Source organism: Chitinophaga niabensis (assembly GCF_039545795.1).
Taxonomy (GTDB): Bacteria; Bacteroidota; Bacteroidia; order Chitinophagales; family Chitinophagaceae; genus Chitinophaga; species Chitinophaga niabensis_B.
This window is the reverse complement of the sequence record NZ_CP154260.1, coordinates 6,348,467-6,368,259: the sequence shown is the minus strand read 5'-3', so window position 1 is coordinate 6,368,259 and position 19,793 is coordinate 6,348,467. Positions and strand designations below refer to the sequence as shown.

At 45.7% G+C, this 19,793-nt stretch carries 18 protein-coding genes; 11 read left to right on the top strand and 7 right to left on the bottom strand.

The features are described from left to right. The first annotated feature begins 45 nt into the window (after positions 1 to 45). From AAHN97_RS25590 to AAHN97_RS25550, 9 genes are all read left to right on the top strand, one after another. The gene (locus AAHN97_RS25590; protein WP_343304928.1) at positions 46 to 1,164 is read left to right on the top strand and encodes a DUF3298 and DUF4163 domain-containing protein; all 1,119 of its coding nucleotides are present in this window, start codon (positions 46 to 48) and stop codon (positions 1,162 to 1,164) included. Further along, positions 1,145 to 2,917 carry a RecB family exonuclease gene (locus tag AAHN97_RS25585; protein ID WP_343304927.1) on the top strand — a complete coding sequence of 591 codons (1,773 nt, stop codon included), beginning with the start codon at positions 1,145 to 1,147 and terminating at the stop codon, positions 2,915 to 2,917. The genes AAHN97_RS25590 and AAHN97_RS25585 overlap by 20 nt, the downstream gene beginning before the upstream one ends. 38 nt (positions 2,918 to 2,955) lie before the next feature. Then, entirely contained in the window at positions 2,956 to 4,401 is a 1,446-nt protein-coding gene (locus AAHN97_RS25580; protein WP_343304926.1) for an Ig-like domain-containing protein, read from the top strand. 28 nt (positions 4,402 to 4,429) lie between these two features. After that, on the top strand, positions 4,430 to 5,053 hold the full coding sequence (gene recR, locus AAHN97_RS25575) for a recombination mediator RecR (RefSeq protein WP_343304925.1): 624 nt from the start codon (positions 4,430 to 4,432) through the stop codon (positions 5,051 to 5,053). 88 nt (positions 5,054 to 5,141) lie between these two features. Next, positions 5,142 to 5,663 (top strand): glutathione peroxidase, encoded by a 522-nt coding sequence (locus AAHN97_RS25570; protein WP_343304924.1) that lies wholly within the window; start codon positions 5,142 to 5,144, stop codon positions 5,661 to 5,663. Between the two features lie 6 nt (positions 5,664 to 5,669). Then, positions 5,670 to 6,209, top strand: coding sequence for a hypothetical protein (locus tag AAHN97_RS25565; RefSeq protein ID WP_343304923.1), 540 nt, complete (start codon positions 5,670 to 5,672; stop codon positions 6,207 to 6,209). A 20-nt stretch (positions 6,210 to 6,229) separates the two neighbouring features. Then, entirely contained in the window at positions 6,230 to 7,366 is a 1,137-nt protein-coding gene (locus tag AAHN97_RS25560; protein WP_343304922.1) for an ATP-binding protein, read from the top strand. A gap of 127 nt (positions 7,367 to 7,493) precedes the next feature. After that, positions 7,494 to 9,128, top strand: a complete 1,635-nt coding sequence (gene ricT, locus AAHN97_RS25555) for a regulatory iron-sulfur-containing complex subunit RicT (RefSeq protein WP_343304921.1) — start codon at positions 7,494 to 7,496, stop codon at positions 9,126 to 9,128. A gap of 65 nt (positions 9,129 to 9,193) precedes the next feature. Beyond that, entirely contained in the window at positions 9,194 to 10,642 is a 1,449-nt protein-coding gene (locus AAHN97_RS25550) for a rhomboid family intramembrane serine protease (RefSeq protein WP_343304920.1), read from the top strand. A gap of 83 nt (positions 10,643 to 10,725) precedes the next feature. Here AAHN97_RS25550 and AAHN97_RS25545 read toward each other — a convergent pair whose 3' ends face one another. Next, the gene (locus AAHN97_RS25545; protein ID WP_343304919.1) at positions 10,726 to 11,778 is read right to left on the bottom strand and encodes a nucleoid-associated protein; all 1,053 of its coding nucleotides are present in this window, start codon (positions 11,776 to 11,778) and stop codon (positions 10,726 to 10,728) included. Positions 11,779 to 11,835: 57 nt separating this feature from the next. Between AAHN97_RS25545 and AAHN97_RS25540 the strand changes: the two genes are divergently transcribed. Next, positions 11,836 to 12,714 (top strand): SMP-30/gluconolactonase/LRE family protein, encoded by an 879-nt coding sequence (locus AAHN97_RS25540; RefSeq protein WP_343304918.1) that lies wholly within the window; start codon positions 11,836 to 11,838, stop codon positions 12,712 to 12,714. A 147-nt stretch (positions 12,715 to 12,861) separates the two neighbouring features. Here AAHN97_RS25540 and fabG read toward each other — a convergent pair whose 3' ends face one another. The 3 genes from fabG to lptB are packed head-to-tail and all read right to left on the bottom strand — an operon-like array spanning position 12,862 to position 15,959. After that, positions 12,862 to 13,611, bottom strand: coding sequence for a 3-oxoacyl-[acyl-carrier-protein] reductase (gene fabG / locus AAHN97_RS25535; RefSeq protein WP_074241476.1), 750 nt, complete (start codon positions 13,609 to 13,611; stop codon positions 12,862 to 12,864). Positions 13,612 to 13,643: 32 nt separating this feature from the next. Next, on the bottom strand, positions 13,644 to 15,167 hold the full coding sequence (locus AAHN97_RS25530; RefSeq protein WP_343304917.1) for a GH3 auxin-responsive promoter family protein: 1,524 nt from the start codon (positions 15,165 to 15,167) through the stop codon (positions 13,644 to 13,646). A gap of 30 nt (positions 15,168 to 15,197) precedes the next feature. Next, positions 15,198 to 15,959 (bottom strand): LPS export ABC transporter ATP-binding protein, encoded by a 762-nt coding sequence (gene lptB, locus AAHN97_RS25525; protein WP_074241478.1) that lies wholly within the window; start codon positions 15,957 to 15,959, stop codon positions 15,198 to 15,200. Positions 15,960 to 16,106: 147 nt separating this feature from the next. Between lptB and metF the strand changes: the two genes are divergently transcribed. Next, positions 16,107 to 17,060 carry a methylenetetrahydrofolate reductase [NAD(P)H] gene (gene metF / locus AAHN97_RS25520; protein WP_343304916.1) on the top strand — a complete coding sequence of 318 codons (954 nt, stop codon included), beginning with the start codon at positions 16,107 to 16,109 and terminating at the stop codon, positions 17,058 to 17,060. Between the two features lie 202 nt (positions 17,061 to 17,262). Here the strand turns inward: metF and AAHN97_RS25515 are convergent, their stop codons facing one another. From AAHN97_RS25515 to AAHN97_RS25505, 3 genes are all read right to left on the bottom strand, one after another. Further along, a complete protein-coding gene (locus AAHN97_RS25515) occupies positions 17,263 to 17,976 on the bottom strand; it encodes a porin family protein (protein WP_343304915.1) in 714 nt (237 codons plus the stop codon). 349 nt (positions 17,977 to 18,325) lie between these two features. Next, positions 18,326 to 18,952 (bottom strand): porin family protein, encoded by a 627-nt coding sequence (locus AAHN97_RS25510; RefSeq protein ID WP_343304914.1) that lies wholly within the window; start codon positions 18,950 to 18,952, stop codon positions 18,326 to 18,328. Positions 18,953 to 19,025: 73 nt separating this feature from the next. Then, a complete protein-coding gene (locus AAHN97_RS25505) occupies positions 19,026 to 19,733 on the bottom strand; it encodes a porin family protein (protein WP_343304913.1) in 708 nt (235 codons plus the stop codon). Between the last annotated feature and the right edge of the window lie 60 nt (positions 19,734 to 19,793).

The window sequence follows — 19,793 nt, the reverse complement described above, 5'->3', positions numbered from 1 at the left end:
GTATCTCTATAAATGGTAATTTACATCAGTTTAAAATCGGCATCCATGATTAAATACCTTTGGTTACTGGTCTCCGTAGTACTATTGGGAGCCTGCCAGCAACCTGAAAAGAAACCCGCCGCGCAAAAAGACAGTACTGCTGCCGTAACACCAACAGCCACAGCCACCAATTTCTATAAACAACTCAAAGGCTCGCTGGCAGGGCAGCCTGTAACCATGCATTTGATCCGTACCGGAGAACTGGCATACCAGGGATGGTATGTGTATGATAAAATAGGCGATCCCATTCAGCTCCTCAACGAACCGGATTCCGCCAGTAAGATCACGCTCCTGGAATATTCCAGCCAGGACGAAGCCAACACTTTTTACGGACAACTTTCCCCGGACGGCCATTTTACCGGTACCTGGAAAAGTGCAAAGGGTGAATACAATTTCGACCTGAAAGAAGATTATACACAAGCTGTTCAATTCAACATTTTCACTTTCTCAGATACCGTCACGCTTTTTTATAATAATCCAAAATCCCCCATGGGTATAGCTTCCGCCAGTATTGTATGGCCGGTGAGTGGTGCGGATGAAGCTACGCTGAACGTCATAAAACAAGTGATTGCAGCCTCTTCCAACAACCTGAACAATCCTGAAATGCTGGTAAAAGCACCCGTCGATACTTTCCTTCAGTTCTATAAAAACAGTCGTGATGATGCAGATACAAATGCTTTAGGCGCCTCCTGGGACTGGAGTACGCAAACGGATACACGTGTTGTATGGAACCAATATCCTTTACTGGTCCTTGAAAATGCAGAATATGCATATACCGGTGGCGCACATGGTAACTGGGGCAGCGGATTTCATGTAATAGACCTTTCTAAAAAGAAGGAACTGAAGGTAACGGATGTATTCAAGCCCGGTTACAAAACCCAACTGAGCAATGCGCTGGCAAAGGCCTTCCGCAAAAAGTACAACCTCCCGGCCAATGAGCCGCTGGATAAAAGGTTCCTTTTTTCCAAAACCATCGCTCCGAACGACAACTTTTTCCTGACCAGCAAAGGGGTAGTATTCAATTATACTCCTTATGAAATTGCAGCGTATGCAGTAGGGCAGATCACTTTATTCATCCCTTTTGAGGATGTGAAAACAATCGTTAATGAAGCATACCTTCCCTGAAGATGAACCCATCCTGGTATTTACAGGTTTAACTATACATACCGTCCATTCTTTTTGTGAGAGAGTGATGCGGGAGCATCCTGCACTTTTTGACACAAAAGGGCTAATTACCCCTCTGGAAAAGATCCGTTTGATCAAAAGCATCATAGACGGCTTTTCAAAAGACAATCCGCTCAAAAGGTACCGCGGCGATGTGTACGCGGCCTTACATCCACTCACACATCTTTTTTCACGGATAAAAAGCGGGCAGGAAGAAACAGCCACTCCGGAATTTCACACCTATCAGCAAATGCTGCTGGCTGCCGGAAAATACGATATGGATGACATCATCTCCCTGTTGGAGCAAACCCCTGAACTCCTTTTAAAATATAAGGAACAGCTGCAATACGCCACAGGCACAACAAACAGGCTCACGGAATTATTGGGGGCCAGGATGGAACCTCCTAAACAGGAAGATACTCCAGGCTCCAGGCATACACTCAACATCCTGCGATACATTGCTGCCGAACAGGAAATTCCGGGCAGCGGAGAAGATCTTCTTTTTGAGATCATGCATGATGCCAATTTCCAGATCCCTCCTGTTGAAGCAGCAAAGATCTGCCGGCAGGCAGCAGATCAAAGAACGACCATACGGGCATACCTACAGCAACCCCGCATTCCTTCTCTGTTCTCAACAGGGCCGCATGAAAATGCCCTGCAGCTGAGTAACCTGCTGGAAAAGTGGATGAAACTCCCCCTGCCTGAATTATTACAGGCGCTCCCACAAAGCGGGGTCTTAAAGGAAGAAGTACGCCGTAACCCGGATCTCACTTTATCTGCTTTAATGGAAAGTGTAGATCTGGCAGAAAAACTACCCATAACCAACCAAAGGATAGCCCCGGAAATTGAAAAGATGGACCCGCTCTTCATTGATCCTTTACTAAAGGACTTTACAATGAGCGCCACCATCCTGAATAATTATCTCCGCTGCCCGCTGGCCTTCTTTTATCAGCAGCTTATAAAAGCCCCCATGGGCAGGCAGGAAAACCTGGCCTTTGGCTCTGCCGCTCACCACGCGCTGGAAAAGCTTTTCCAGAAGATGCAGATAACGGATGTTTTTCCTTCTTTAGAAGTATTCCTCCAGGATTTTGATACTTATATGCTGGATAACCGGGCTGCCTTTACCTCGGAAGCTTTTGAAAGAAGAATGGAATATGGTCACCGGATCCTGAGCAGTTATTATACCCGTTATATTCATGAATGGAACCCTATTGTAAGCGTAGAGCGTACTTTCCGTAACATTTCAGTGAATGGCGTGCCGGTGAAAGGGAAAATAGACAAATTGGAATTTGATGGCAAACGGGTGAATATCGTGGATTATAAAACGGGAGATTATGAAAGAACGAAGTTCGACTGGAAGAAGTTTGCCCCACCGGAAGAAAAATTACCCAGGGGAGGAGACTATTGGCGGCAGGGGGTATTTTATAAAATTTTGTTAGATAATTATAAACAGAAGGATTGGCTGGTAGTTAGCACAGAATTTGATTTCATAGAGCCCGGCCGGAACGGGGAATATTTTAAGGAAAAGATCAACATCACGCCGGCGGATATTACAACCGTTACTCAGCAGATCACGGAAAGCTGGGAGCGCATACAACAAAGGGATTTCTACACCGGATGCGGGAAGCCGTATTGCGAATGGTGCAATTTTGTAAAGAACAATCACCTCCAGGTGGCCTTACATACTTTGGCTGCCCCGGAAGAAGAAGAATAATGTAAGTTTGCAAATATTTTAATTTTCAGGTTAGGAACATGAATCAGAACTTCCGGGGCTGGATAGGCTCACTGCTCATATTGGCTTTGTGCAGCTTTTTTACTCAATGCGCTAATATTGTGCCTCCAGGCGGCGGTTCCAGAGACACTTTGCCTCCCAGGCTCATCTATGTTGACCCGGAAGACTCCACGCTGAACTTCAACAGCCAAAGGGTGGTGTTCCATTTTAATGAATATGTGGAACTGGATAACGTGATCGAAAAGATGATCGTTTCCCCTACCCTGAAACGTACGCCCACCGTTACTGCCAAATTACGCACCATCACACTGCTGGTGAAAGATACCCTGCAGCCCAATACCACCTATACTTTCAATTTCGGAGATGCGGTAAAAGATGTAAATGAACGCAACCCCATCGAAGATTTTCAGTATGTGGTATCTACCGGTAAATACCTGGATTCCCTGCAGATCACCGGCAAACTTTTAATAGCAGAAACCGGCAGAGTAGATAGTAATGTGGCAGTGATGCTGTACTCCAACCTGGAGGATTCCGCTGTTTCAAAGGAGAAACCGCTTTACCTCGCCAAAACAAAAGGGGATGGTACCTATCGTTTTAAGAACCTGAAACCCGGCACCTACCGCATCTTTGCCTTAAAAGAAGAGGACCGGGATTTTCAATATACCAACAAAAAGGAAATGATCGCCTTCTCTGATGAGCTGATTGAACTAAAAGAGAACATGGCGAATGTGAACATGGCCCTTTTCACTGAAATAGATACGGTGAAAGCGGAAGAAGAAGCCCCGCCCGCAGAACCGGCACCAGCTGCGAAACTGCCCAAGAAACCAAAGCTACTGGCTGCGGCGGAATTGAATGGCGGCAAACAGGAACTGGGCGATTCCCTTTCCCTCGTTTTTAGTGCTCCCCTCAAATCATTGGATACGGCTAAGATCCTCTTACTGGAAGACACCACCCACAAGCAGGTAGCTTTTACCCTGCATCCGGCGGATACCACTTCCAAAAAGTTCAAAATGGCATATAACTGGAAACCAGGCAAACCCTATCAGTTGATCCTCCCACAGGGTTTTGCCACAGATACAATGGGCATTACCACTTTAAAAGCAGACACCATTTCCTTCGATGCCAAAAGCATAGACGATTATGGCATCATTAAACTAAGCCTCTCCGTGGGAGACAGTGCCCACCTGGTACTGCCAACTGATACCGGCTACCAGTTTGTGGTTCAACTGGTTTCTAATAAAGAGATCAAATACCAGGGCGTGATCAATAATGGAAAATGGGAAAGAGGATTGATACAGCCCGGTGAATATGAAATAAGGGTGCTGGTGGATGAAAACCGCAACGGGATCTGGGATACAGGGGTTTATTATGGTAAGCCCAAAAGACAACCGGAGAAAGTGTTCCCTTATAAAGAAAACCTCATCGTTAAAAAGAACTGGACTTTGTCCCCCACGGTCAAACTCTAACCACCCGTATAATTCGTATTTTTGCAGTATGATCTTCTCCTCCGCACTCATTGAAAATGCTGTTAATGAATTTGCGCGCTTGCCCGGTGTGGGCAAGAAAACAGCTTTGCGGCTGGTACTGCATCTGCTCAAACAGGATACCGCACAGGTAGAACTGTTTTCCGAAACTATTGCCCGTATGCGGCGGCAGATCAGGTTCTGTCAGCAATGCCATAATGTTTCCGATGATGATACCTGCAGCATTTGCGCCAACCCCTCCCGTCACAACCATACCGTTTGTGTAGTAGAGAGTATCCGGGATGTGATCGCCATTGAAAATACACAGCAGTTCAATGGTGTATACCACGTACTGGGTGGCATCATTTCTCCTATTGACGGCATCGGCCCTGACCAGTTGAACATTCAAACGCTGGTGGAAAGAGTGAAAACGCAGAACATCGAAGAAGTGATTATGGCGCTGAGCCCTACTATTGAAGGGGACACTACTATTTATTACCTCTCCAAAAAACTGAAGGAAAGCCCGGTAAAGATCACTACCATTGCCCGCGGGATCTCCTTTGGAGGAGAGCTGGAATATGCAGATGAAATGACGCTGGCCCGTTCCCTCACAAACCGTTTACCCCTTGAAAACTACCTCCAGCAGGGAAAATAGCCTTCACTTTAGATTAACATGGATTTTTCCTGCAGGTTAATTAACTTTATACAGTAATCATCTGACTGATCCTGAAAACATTATACACATGTTCAAATTAATGCTCCTCTCCGCTTTTTTCTCTGTAGCTTTCGGCAATATCTACGATTTTAAAGTAGACGCCCTGGATGGCGGAAAAATAGATTTCTCCAAATACAAAGGCAAAAAGATCATGGTGGTAAATACTGCCTCCATGTGCGGTAATACCCCGCAGTATGCAGAGCTCGAAAAACTTGCGAAAAAATATAAGAACAAACTGGTGATCATTGGTTTCCCCGCTAATAATTTCGGCGGTCAGGAGCCAGGCTCCAATGCAGAGATCAAAGCTTTTTGCACTAAAGAGTATGCAGTGACTTTTCCAATGGCAGCAAAAATTTCTGTAAAGGGATCAGACATTCACCCCCTTTACCAGTATCTGCTGGCTGAAAGCAAAAAGAAACAATTTGAACCAGAAGAAGTAACCTGGAATTTTCAAAAGTACCTGCTGGATGAAAAAGGTGAATTGGTAGCCGTTTTCAAACCGCGGACTTCCCCAACGTCGCCCGAAGTGATCGCGGCGATCGAAAAATAGATGTCAATGACCAAACACCTAGTGAACAGCCTCGCGGTGATCTGCTGCGGATTCTTTTTTATGCCTGCCTGTACAGATTATAACGCTGCAGAGCTGATCAATTGCGAAAAGGCGGCCATCGACCTCAGGGTTGATAACCGGATAATCTCCATGAAAATCCTCAGTTCCACACTGCTCCGCACCACCAATGCTACCGGCAGTTTTAAAGTATTAAGTCTGGAGGCATCTGTGGATACAATGAAAGTAGTGATGAACATAAAGGACGGTGTTTATAACAACAGTGTTCAGTTACTTTCTGATAGTTTAAAAGTAAAAACCTACTCCTACTCCCGCAAAACCGGGCAGGATACTACCGGATTGGTTTTGGCAGGTATTAAAGTGGGCCAGGATTATAAATTCTATACCACAGATTCTGCCGCCTTCACTATTACAGAGATAGACCCCGTCAACAAGAATATTACCGGGGTTTATTATCTCCAGACCACCAACCCCGTTTTGAAAATAAGTGGCGCATTTACCAAAGTGTGTTTTCTTTCCATCAAATAATATGAAGTATTTTTACGCCCATGTATTTTTCTCAGATCATCGGGCAGGATGCTGCCAGGCATCAGTTATTGCATGCCGTACAGCATAACCGCCTCAGTCATGCTATGATTATGCTGGCGCCGGAAGGCGCGGGAGGATTACCTGTTGGCTTAGCCTTTGCACAATACCTCGTTTGTGAGGACCGTCAGGAACAAGATGCCTGCGGCCAATGCCAGGCCTGCAAAAAAGCTGCACAATATATTCATCCGGATATTCATTTCTCCTATCCCGTGATCCCACGCAAACCAGGGGATAAACCCATTAGTACAGATTATGCAGCTGAATGGCGGGAGTTTATTGCCCAACAGCCATATGGGAATGCGTACGACTGGCTGCAATTTATTGGCGCGGAGAACAAACAGGGCAATATCACGGCGCATGAATGCAACGATATCATCCGGAAGCTCAACCTCAAGAGTTTTGAGAGTCAATATAAGATCCTCTTCATGTGGATGCCGGAATACCTCGGCAATGAAGGGAACCGGCTGTTGAAGCTGATAGAAGAGCCTCCCCTGAACACCGTTTTCATTCTTGTGGCAGAAAACCAGGAACAGATCCTGGCCACCATCCTTTCCCGCACACAGCTGATCAAGATCAACCCGCTATCCAAAGCAGAGGTGGTGAAAGCCCTGGTGGAAAGAAATCAGGCGCCGGAAACCCGGGCCCGCCAGATTGCCACTATCGCTTCCGGCAATTACCGGGAGGCCCTGCAATTGCTGCAACATAACGATAACGATTACCATGAATTGTTGCGCAACTGGCTGAACTGCATTTTTATGCAAAACCGGGCCGGGTTGCAGGAATGGGTAGATCATATTTCCAGCCCCAAAATGGGCCGGGAAAACCAGAAACAATTCCTCCGGTATTTCATCAATGTGCTGGAACACAGCATCCGCGTACAATATATGGATAAAAGCCAGCTGGCCTTTTCAGACGAAGAAGTGGATTTTGCGGAAAAGCTGAAAAAACTGGCCAACCTGGGGCAAATGCAGCAACTCACAGAAGAGCTGGATAATGCCTGTTACCATATAGAAAGGAATGCTAACGGCAAGATCCTTTTCCATGCACTGTCTATCCGGCTTCAATATGTATTTAAAGGAAAGCCCCTCCCGGTATAGCTGTCAACAATTTACCTTACCTTTGAGCTTATTCCCTGTACAATCTTCAGATTCTGAAAGGAAATATGTATTTTAGTCACCGGAGAATGCAGGGATAATTATTTCTTAATATTATAAACCGTAATATATGGCTTGTGCCGGATGTGGTACGGGTGTGGATGGGAAGCCGTCGGGATGCAAGAGTAATGGAGGATGCAGTACAGGAGGATGTAACAGATTAAACGTGTTTGACTGGCTGTCCAATATACCCTTGAGTGATAGTTTAGCACCATTTGACATCTTAGAAGTTAGTTTTAATAACGGCAGTCGCAAGGATTTCTTTCGTAATTCCACCAAACAGATCTTCGATAAAGGAGACATGGTAGCTGTGGAAGGAATCAGCGGGTTTGATGTTGGCACGGTAAGCCTTACCGGGGAACTGGTTAGGCTGCAAATGAAAAAACGACGGGTGGAAGATACCCCCGAAGTAAAAAAGTTGCTCCGCCGCGCCTCTACAGATGATATGCACCGCATGTCTGAAAACAAACAACGCGAAGCGGAAGCCCTCATCAAAGCCCGGGTAATTGCCCGTAGCATTGGCCTGGAAATGAAACTGGCCGAAGTGGAAATTCAGGCCGATGGCCGGAAAGCCACCTTCTTCTACACGGCAGACGACCGTGTGGATTTCCGTGAACTCATTAAAATGTATGCCTCCGAATTCCGGGTGAAGGTGGAAATGCGCCAGATAGGTGCCCGCCAGGAAGCTGGGAAAGTAGGTGGTATTGGTAGCTGCGGCCGTGAACTTTGCTGCTCTACCTGGCTCACGGACTTCAAATCAGTAAACACTACTGCAGCCCGTTATCAGAATCTTTCCATCAATCAGGCTAAATTATCCGGTCAGTGCGGCCGCCTCAAATGCTGCCTCAACTATGAGCTGGATACTTACCTGGATGCCCTGAAAGATTTCCCTGATGACTGCGATGTGATAGAAACCACCAACGGCAATGCCTCCCTCCAAAAGCGGGATATCTTTAAAAGCCTCATGTGGTATTCCTTCGATGGCAGTAACAAACAATATCCGCTCACCATTACCCGCGTGAAAGAGATCCGCCAGATGAATAAACAAGGCATCAAGGCGGAAGAACTGAAACCGGTGGAAGTGGTTAGCACCAAACCAGAATTAGAAGCGGACCTTGGGTTTGCAGATGTGGTTGGCCAGATCAGCTTACGCTCCCTGGAAAAAGCATCACAGAAACGCAAACAAAAGAACCGGGACAATAAACAGAAAGAAGGAAAGGATACCAGATCCAAAGGTGCTCCGCAAGGACAGGGTCAGCCACAACAGCAAGCCCGTCCGCAAAAAGACCAACGCCAGAAAGGAGGGGAACAAAAACCTGATCAGCAAAAAGGCCCACGTCCGGATCAAAGACCACGCGGTGAAAATCGCGGAGGTGGAGAGAACCGCGAAAACCGTGGTGGCGGCGAAAATCGCCAACAACAAAACCGCAGCCAACAGCGGGAAGGCCAACAACAAGCTGGCCAGCAGCCTGGAAACCAACAAGGCAACCAGCCACGCAATCCGCAGGGACAAGGTCAGCCACGGAGTAACGAAAACCGTCCTCCAAGACCTGATCAGAAACCCCGCCAGGAAAATCAAAACCGCGGCAGTGGTGAACAGGGAAAACCAAAAGAGCAAGGCCCCAGACCACAAAACCCTGGCGGTCAAGGTGGTAACCATCGCCACAAAAATCGTCCCCCACGTAAACCGGACGATAAACAATAAATAGTATTTACTGCACGTATTATAGAAGAGACGCACATTGCGTCTCTTCGTATATTCGTCCTATAATGATCGGATTCCCTCCCAGATATGGAACCACCTACCGCCTGGAAAACCGCACATCCGCTGAACAGCTGATGATCGCGTGGATGGCTGTTGAAAAAATGGGCTGGGAGATCAGTACAGTAAGCCCGGATAGCATCACAGCCTTTACCAATTTTAGCCTCCGCTCCTGGAATGAACAGGTTAGCATCCGGATCACCGAAGAAGAAATTGAACTTTTCAGCGTATCTACCGGCGTGCAGGTACTGGACTTTTTCAGGAACCGCCAGAACATCCGCCGGCTGCTGAAAGAAATGGCCACTATAAATACGGATATATCCGCTGAATTACTTCTCTCACAATACGAAGAAAGGAAAGCACAGTTCAGCCAGGCAGAAAATTTCGTTCATCTCACACATAACACCCGCATGGTCAGCGGGTTCATGAATGTATTCAGGCCGGTAAAGGGATATTTCATCACTCCCATCCTGATCACCTTACAGGTACTGCTCTTTCTAGTCCTCACCAATAAATGGCTGTTCCCCCAAAGCACCTGGTGGACAATTGACCCGCAGGCACTATTGGATGTTGGCGCTAACTACAAACCCCTCACACTTTTCGGGGAACCCTGGCGTTTGCTGACAGCCAACTTTTTGCATGCGGATGTATTACACCTGTTCTTTAATATGTATGGCCTGATGGTCTGTGGCATCTACCTGGAATCCCTCCTGGGCAGATGGCGCTTCCTGCTGATCTATCTGCTTTGCGGCATCGGAGGAGGTATGGCCAGCTTATGGTGGCACGACAGGCTTGTTTCTGTTGGAGCCTCGGGAGCGGTATTCGGTTTATTCGGATTCATCCTCATGCTGCTGTTGCATCGTTTCCTGCAACCGGGAGAAAGGAAAGCACTCCTCATCAGCATTGGCATCTACCTCGTTTTTAGTATGTCTGCCGTTTTCTTTGTGGACAATTTTGATCATGCCTGGCATATCGGCGGATTGATCACCGGCGCTATCCTGGCCTGGATAATATATCCCGGGCTAAGAACATCCACCTTTACCCGCACAGCTTGGGCTGCAGGCATCATGAGTTCATTGTTCATCGGCATCTATTTCCTGCTGCCAAGGGATGTAAATATCTATATTGAAAAACTGGAAAAGATGGACGAGAACTTTGTGCTGGCAGCCGTGGTGTATAACAACCAGCACTCCGGGGAAGAACGAAAAAAATTACTGAAGGACTTTGGCATCTATTACATGAATGAAAACCTGCGCATCATGGATGAGATAGATCAGTTGTCCCTCAGCGCAGATTCCCGCAATCATAATAAACTACTGCGCAGATTGATCACCACGCAAAAGAGCATGTATAACTATAGTTATAAAACATTGGAAGAAGGGAAAAACCGGTATGACAAGGAGATCCTCGAAGCCATCCATGAATTAGGTAAAATGCAAAAGCTGCTGTCGGATTAAACGCCCATGCAACAGCATTAAGCAAAACCTCTTAAAAAGAAAAACATCCGCCCTCTGTTGCGCGGCAAGGTCTCTGCAAATACTTACTTCTCCTCCTCAAAATACAGCTTGTAAAAATGCATCGTCCTTTCCTCATCATATCCCCTTTCGATCATTTCCCGGTTACCGTGAATATATACATGGAAGTTCCTGTCCAGCTTTAAAATACTCTTAAACACGCGCTGCTGCTTCTTTACCGCCGCACCGGAAATATCAAATTCATCCGGCACATCCAGTTTAAATTCCTCTCTGAAATGCTCCCTGTAATTCTTGAAAGCATCCACTGCATCCGGATGCCCCAGCACTTCTTCCGCAAACTCATTCAGTTTGAATTCTTCCCTGTCTTTGAAATAAGCGGCTGATTTATTCAGCAGCTCTATCTGGTCCACCCGGTTCATTTCAAATTCTTCCGGTAATTTTTTCTGGATGAACTGCTGGCAAATGCTCACCATGGTTTCCGTCTGATGATAACTGTCTTCTCTACGCTGTACCTGCAGGAAAGCATCTTTCCAGTAAACGGCTTCATTCTGTTTACTGATGCTGTCTACAATACTTACTTTATATCCTTCCTCCTGTTCCACATTAAAAACCAGGCAGCCTTTATCCAGTTTATTGATATTGATCCCGTCATCATAATTCACTTCATAATTATCATTACTGAGATAAACTTTCAGATAGGTATCCCTGTTCTCTGATTTAAAAATACCGATCGCTTCCACTTCTTCCCCATCCACCTGGCATTTGGAAAAATGCACAATGTACAATTCCCCGCCTTTGATCTTTGGATGCGTGGAATGTTTATAAAGATGTTTGGCGATATTCACAGACTGTTCCTGGAAATTCTCTTTATTCTCAAAGATCAGGCTGCAGTATTTGAAAACCTCATTCAGATGAAGGTCTGCCTCATGCGTGAACCTGAAATATTCCGCATTATTGGTGAACGGCTGAATGAAATAACTCAGCAACAGGGTACCGATTGTTTCATCCGTCAGCTCCAGCGGCTGCTGAGACAGTACCAACGGATCTTCATTGGTTGCGTTACCCACTTTATGAATGGTGAGCCTTTCCAGGTCTTTTATATCAGATACATGAATCATACGGGCTGCAAATTAGGCGCATTTGTACTTTTACACTAAAAAATTTAATTTCAGGGCATGAAACGCATCCTCTACCCCATCAGCCTCCTCTTAAGCATGGCAGGTTTCGCGCAGGAACCACTTTATACCGCCAAAGATCTGACCCCTGAAAATATGTTCTCTTCTAACATTGAAGGCCCCAATTTCGACAAAGCCGGCAATTTATTCGTAGTGAATTTTATTAAAGACGGTGTGATCGGCAAGATCAATTCCTCCAATGGAAAGGGGGAGATCTTTGTTATACTGCCGGATAGCAGTATCGCCAACAGCATTCAGTTCACCAGCAAAGGCAATATGCTCCTGGCTGATTTCAAAGGCCACAATGTATTGCAGGTAAGCATGCCCTCCAAAAAAGTGAGTGTGTATGTGCACTCTTCAAAGTTCAATCAGCCCAATGATCTCTGCATCAATAAAAAGGACCAGGTATTTGCCTCGGATCCTAACTGGAAAGAGCAGACAGGTCAGATCTGGCGGATAGACCCGGGAGGAAAAGCTGTGCTGCTGACTGCGAACATGGGTACCACCAATGGAATTGAATTAAGCCCGAATGAAAAAATACTGTACGTGAATGAAAGCGTACAACGGAAAATATGGAAGTTTGATGTGGACGCCAAAGGCAATATCTCCAATAAAACCCTCTTTGCGGAGTTTCCGGATCATGGATTTGATGGCATGAAATGCGATAAAGCGGGTAATCTTTATGTAACGCGTTATGGCAAAGGTACCATCGTTGTGCTCAGCCCTGCCGGAGAACAGGTCCGGGAAATTCAGATGAAAGGCAAATCCACCAGCAACCTCGTGTTCGGCGGGAAAGACGGTAAAACGGTTTTCGTTACCCTGCAGGACAGGAAATGTATGGAAACCTTCCGTGTGGAGATCCCCGGCAAGCGATTCTGATACTATCTTAACAGAGACTGCAAACTTCATTTGTATACCACAGGTTCGCTACGTGTTTTACATTCCTTCTCCTGAGGTATAGGTGAATATTATATCATAAAAAAGGCTGGCGTTATAACGCCAGCCTTTTTCAATTATTTAAAAGGATCAGGTATTTAACCCGCCGCAAACACTCAGTACCTGCCCGGTAACATAAGCGCTCATGTCTGAAGCCAGGAAGAGGCATACATTTGCAATGTCTTCCGGCGAACCGAATTTGCCTAAAGGAATTTGATCCAGGTAGTTTTTTGCACCTTCCCCATCTTTCAGATAATGGGTCATATCCGTTTCCACAAAACCCGGTGCTACTGCATTCACCCGGATGTTGCGGCTGCCTATTTCCTGGGCAATGGATTTGGAGAATCCGATGATACCGGCTTTGGAAGCAGCATAGCTACTCTGGCCTGCGTTACCTTTCATACCAATAATAGAGCTCATATTAATGATGCTGCCGCTTTTGGCTTTCATCATCGGGCGCATCACCAGCTTGGTCATATTGAAAACACTCTTCAGGTTCACATCCATCACCTCATCCCATTGTTCAGCACTCATACGCAACAGCAGGTTATCTTTAGAGATGCCGGCATTATTTACACAAATATCCACCGTACCAAATTCCTTCAACACATCCGTTACCAGCGCATCACATTCTTCAAATACACCGGCATTACTTTTATATGCTTTGGCTTTCACTCCTTTTGCGATCAGTTTAGCTTCCAGGGCTTTTGCTTTCTCGTCAGAACTTACGTACGTAAACGCAACATTAGCTCCTTCATCTGCAAATTTCAACGCGATCGCTTCTCCGATCCCACGGCTTGCTCCAGTTACGATGGCTACTTTGTTGTTGAGTAATTTCATTTTAAACAGATAGGTTTTAGCTTTAGTTTGAATTAGTGTTTTTCTACGAACCGGAGGATCTCCTCCAATATATGCCGCTCGTTATTGAGTCGTGGAACTTTATGCTGCCCGCCGAGTTTACCTTTACTCTTCAGCCATTCCGTGAAACAACCCTGGGCCATTACACGAACAGTGGGGCGTTGCAATGCCATATCCTTATGGCGTTTAGCTTCGTAATCGGAATTGATCGTCTTAAGTGTATTGTCTAATACGTCAATAAATGCTTCCAGGTTTGCCGGCATGGTTTCAAATTCAATCAGCCACTCATGCCCGCCACTACCACTTTCACTGAAATAAATTGGTGCCGCCGTATAGTCATTCACAATAGCACCGGTTATCTCACATGCCTTTCCAATGGCTTTATCTGTATTGTCTACGATCAGCTCTTCCCCAAACGCGTTGATAAAAGATTTAGTACGTCCGCTTACACGAATGCGGTAAGGTGCCAGGGATACGAATTGTACGGTATCGCCTACAAGATAACGCCAGAGGCCTCCGTTAGTACTGATCACCAGCGCATAATTCTTTCCCGTCTCCACTTCATGTAATTGCAGCGTGCGGGGGAACTCTTTGCCATATTCTTCCATCGGCATAAATTCATAGAAGATGCCATGGTTCAGGAAAAGCAGCAAGCCTTCTTCTCCCAGGATATCCTGTGCAGCAAAGAAACCTTCGGATGCATTATAGGATTCCAGGTAATTCATGTTCGGCTTGCGGATCAGCTTTTTGAACTGTTCCCGGTAAGGCGTGAAGCTCACACCGCCATGCATATACAGTTCCAGGTTAGGCCATACATCCGCAAGATTGTCTGTACCCGTTAGTTCAAATATCCGTTTGATCAATACGATCGTCCAGGTAGGTACCCCTGCAATAGAGGTCACATTTTCATGGATCACCGCATTGGCCATGCGTTCTATCTTTTCTTCCCACTCATCCATTAAAGCAATGGAGAGGTCCGGCGTGCGGATCATGTTTCCATAAAATGGCATGTTCTGCAACATCACGGCGCTAAGGTCTCCGGCATAGCTGTCGCTGTCTGGAGCCAGTTTATTCACCTGGTGGCTGCCGCCGATCACTAATGATTTACCGGTAAGCACATCAGAATCCGGCAGGTTATTATAATAAAGGGATAACACATCCCGTCCTGCGCGGTAATGGCAATCGTCCAGGCTTTCTACGGAAACAGGAATGAATTTGCTTTTATCTGCAGTAGTACCGCTTGATTTGGCGAACCACTTTATGGGAGTGTTCCAGATCACATTCTGCTGCCCTTCCATCACACGCTGGATGTAGGGTTTAATGGATTCATAGTTATGAACGGGAACGCGTTGTTTAAATTCGTCGATCTTAAAAATATTTGAGAAGCCATACTGTTTGCCGAATTCCGTGTACTGCGCAGCGCTAAGCAGATTCTGAAATACCTGCTGCTGTACCTGCAGCGGATATTGCATAAAATGCTCAATACGGCCCATACGTATTCTGGCCAATTGTGATAAAGCTGGACTTAAAATCTTCATACCAGGTTTTAACTAGGGTTGTGATAGTAGTTATTGTTTCGCAGCTTCGTCCAGGTAATCTTTCCGGCGAAGTACGAAATTTTGGCCAAGATACACTTTTCTTACCTGTTCATCTTCAGCTAGTTCTTCGGCCGTACCGGCTTTGAGGATCTTACCTTCAAACAATAAATAGGCTCTGTCTGTAATGGAAAGGGTTTCCTGTACGTTGTGGTCCGTGATCAGGATGCCAATGTTCCGGTATTTAAGTTTAGCTACTATGGCTTGGATATCTTCCACGGCAATAGGGTCAATCCCTGCAAAAGGTTCATCCAGCAGGATGAATTTAGGGTCCACTGCCAGGGCTCGGGCAATTTCCGTTCTACGGCGTTCCCCCCCACTGAGCACATCTCCGGGGCTTTTCCTTACGTGTTGTAAACGGAATTCCGTTAACAGCTGTTCCAGTTTCTCTTTCTGGTCCGCCTTGTTCAGCTTCGTCATTTCCAATACAGCGGCAATATTATCCTCTACGCTCAGCTTACGGAAAATGCTGGCTTCCTGCGGAAGGTAGCCAATTCCCATCTGCGCTCTTTTGTACATCGGCAGCTTGGTGATATTCTGATCATTCAGGAAAACCTCTCCCTCATCCGGCTTGATAAGCCCTACCACCATATAAAAGGTAGTGGTCTTTCCCGCACCATTGGGCCCTAAAAGCCCCACGATCTCTCCCTGCGTAACTTCCACAGATACGTGATTTACCACGGTCCTTGCCCGGTATCTCTTAACCAATTGTTGTGTATGTATTCTTAGCGCCATAAACTGAATCTCAGCAAAAATAGTAAAATAGGGGAATGAACCACGGTTTAGGACGATAGATAAACATTTTTAACCATTTATTGGCTATTAGTTAATTAATATCCTAAATAATATCTTTGCGTGGTTTTATAATTACCGCTTTAAAATATGAAAGTTACTGAACATATTTCCCAGGCAAAAGATACATTGATCTCCTTTGAGATATTGCCGCCCCTGAAAGGGAAAAGTATTGAATCCATCTACGACCATCTGGACCCCCTCATGGAATTCAAGCCTTCTTTTATCAATGTTACTTATCACCGTAGTGAACATATGTTCAAAAAACGCGCGGATGGCTCTTTTGATAAAGTAGAGATCCGTAAACGCCCCGGAACGGTTGGTATCTGTGCGGCCATCATGAACCACTACCAGGTAGATGCGGTTCCGCACCTGATCTGTGGTGGTTTCAGCAAAGAAGAAACGGAAAACGCCCTCATAGACCTGAACTTCCTGGGTATAGACAATGTACTGGTACTCCGTGGAGACGCGCCGAAAAATGAAACTTTCTTTGAAGCCCACCCTAATGGTCACCGTTACGCCATTGATCTCCTCCAGCAGGTAGCCCAGATGAACAATGGTATCTACCTGGAAGAAGACCTTATGGGAGGCCTCAAAACCAAATTCTGCATCGGCATCGCAGCCTATCCGGAAAAACATTTCGAGGCGCCTAATATGCAAACGGATTTGATGTACCTCCAGCGCAAAGTAGAAGCCGGGGCCGATTACATCGTTACCCAGATGTTCTTTGATAATAAAAAGTATTTCGACTTTGTAGCAAAATGCCGGGAAATGGGCATCACCATTCCTATCATTCCGGGGCTGAAACCCCTCAGCACAAAGAAACAAATGACCATATTACCCCGTACTTTCCATGTGGATATGCCGGAAGATCTGTACACAGAAGTGAATAAATGCAAAACAGATAAAGAGGTGGAACTGGTAGGTACTGAATGGCTGATCCAGCAATCAAAAGAACTGAAAGCTGCCGGTGTCCCTGTATTGCATTACTACACCCTGGGCAAACCTCATGTAGTACGCAAAGTAGTGGAAACAGTAATGTAGGCACAAAAAAATAGCCATTACGTAGATACGCGATGGCCTTTTTTCCCTATAACTGTCACACCTTTGTTTTTGTTAAAAAACTTATTGGTGATGTATTGCTAATATTAAGACGTAGGTAAATAGCTTTACCCCCACGTAAAAAATAAAAAAAGAAGCCGCCCACATGGACGGCTTCTTTTATAAAATATAGTTTTATAGGCGATCAGTAATCTTCCCGGTTAAACAAAAAGCCAACACTGATTCCCAGGTATTGGTTCTTACTGCTCATTTTATCTATCCGGTCAATATCCGTAAGCCCCATGCTGTAATTGGCGCCTACCATTAAGCCATTATCAAATTCATATCCCAGTGCAAAATTAGCCCCTGCATCCCATGGATACATCCGTACAACTGCCAGGTTATTATCTGAGCGGCGGGAAAACTGCACCTGCTTTGAATTCTGTGTAATGCTCCGGCCATTCTGGGTAATATCAAAATCATACCGGCCACGCAAGCCATATCCCACATAAGGTCCAAATCCGGCAGCAACATTCCCTGTTCCTAACGGAAACTTATATACGAGATTAACCGGTAACTCCAGGTAGTTCAGTTTCATCCGGCTTCCATTAGGAATGTATACCCCATCCAATTCTGCCTTGGGGATCCGCGATGCCTGAAAACCCGTTCCCTTAGTGATATAACGGACTACGGGCTGAAGGTAAAATCCATTGCTCAGCGGCATATTGATCACCAGATCAAGATGCCAGCCATGGAATGTTTTCATGTTACCGGTCACATCTCCCAATTCACTGCGCACATCTCCGGAAATTTTCATATTCGCCGCCGTGTAGCCGGATCTGATGCCAACGCTCACTTGCGCCTGTACACCCAATACGAATGAGGTCAAAAAAATGGTCAGCAGACCTGTTTTTTTCATAAAATACGTGTTTAGATAGGGGCTTCTTATTACTTAGGGGATAGTACGTGCTCAATAATAGAACTATGCTAAATGTGTGCTCTCACTGTTATTGGGATCAAACTTAATACATTCTTTCACAACTTTATAACAGCGGGGAGCCCAGGTGGTCAAATTTGTGGTTAAATAATCGTGAACTATCAGTTTTTACATAGTGAAACAGTCCTTCTTCTCTCTGCCTGAAAGCAAGAGAGATAACAAAAGGGGTGCCGAATTGTTTAAAAAAGGGCAAAAAAAACGGCAGGCCAAGCATTGCAATGTTTCGTAATGCTTAACCTGCCTGTTTATGAACAGGAATGTGTTCTCTCTCTTAACGGCGCATCATGCTGCCGAACTTGTATCCAACAGAAACACCAAAGGAGGTGTTCTTTACCCTGTTGTCGTCATCACCGGCACCATTGATGTTTACCAGGCCAAGGTCTGTATGAAGACCAAAGTTCAGGCCCATCGGCAACTCATATCCCACCTGGAAGTTGGCACCCGCATCCATTCTTTTGGTCTGCAAAGCGTTGTCGCTTCCGAAGTCGATATCATTGTCTCCCACTTTACCGCCTAATGCATAAGAGAAGTAAGGGCCAAGGCCAATGAACAGGTTACCTGCTCCTACTTCCGGTTTGTACATAAAGTTGAGGGGGAGTTCCAGGTAATGTAGCCGGGTTTTAATGTCTGCTCCCAGGGCATTTTCCTGTTTACCGCCTTTGCCTACATATAAAAGGCTGGGCTGAATAAAGAATTCATCTGCCAGCGGAAGGTCTACGGTCACCCCTGCACGGAGCCCCGTTAACATATCACTGGTCTTTTTGTTCCCGTTGTTCACCAACGGATTCTTGTAGGTGGTACTTGAAAAGCTCGGTCCTGCTGTTATGCCAAACTTAACCTGTGCAAAAGAAGCACCCGCCACCAACATAACTGCAAAGGATAACAATACTTTTTTCATTGTTTTTATATTTATCGTTAGGATGAAAATGGTGTATTCAGACTAAATAATGCTTTAGCCTCAAAAATGTTTACTATTCAACTTTGTTTTTACCGCTTCCGCTACCTCCAAAAAGGTAACCGACTGAAAAACTCCATACCCTGTTCTTGCTTTTATCATCACGGGAATCATCCGCTCCGGAGAGGATCTTGGCAAAACCTAAACCATACTGCGCGGAAATAAGGAAGTTGCCCACCTCAACACCGGCCAGCAAATTACCGCCGTAGTCAAAACGTTTGTACTTGTCATACCCCTGGTTAGGATCTGTATTGTCAAACGGGGTATCATCATCCCATTTGATCTTGGATTCACCACTTACAGGGCCAAGCGCATACTTGTTCTTACCGCCTACACCGAAAGCGGCATAAGGACCGGCACCAAAGAAGATGCGGGTATCTTCACCCACGGGGATCTTACCCACAAGGTTTACGGGAATTTCAATGTATTGAGGATTGGTGGAGGTTTTGAAGTAAGTAGCATCTCCAGGTTCTCCCCTTTCCAGTTTAGAACCTTTACCGGTATAGAATACACCGGGTTGAAGTGAAAGAACGGGGGAAAGCGGAAAATCCGCGATAACGCCTACGTTGAAAGAGCTTTTAAACTTGTTTTCTTCTACATTCCCGCCGCTTCCGGTAGTAATATTAGCAAGGTTATACCCGCCTTTAATACCTACCCTTGCCTGAGCCATGGCAGCTACGGATAATCCTATAGCCACACATGAGAGAACAATCTTTTTCGTCATAACCTAGTAGTTTGATTATGACCGGTAATTCCAAAGAACGTGCCAAAGGAGCTTCTTGCT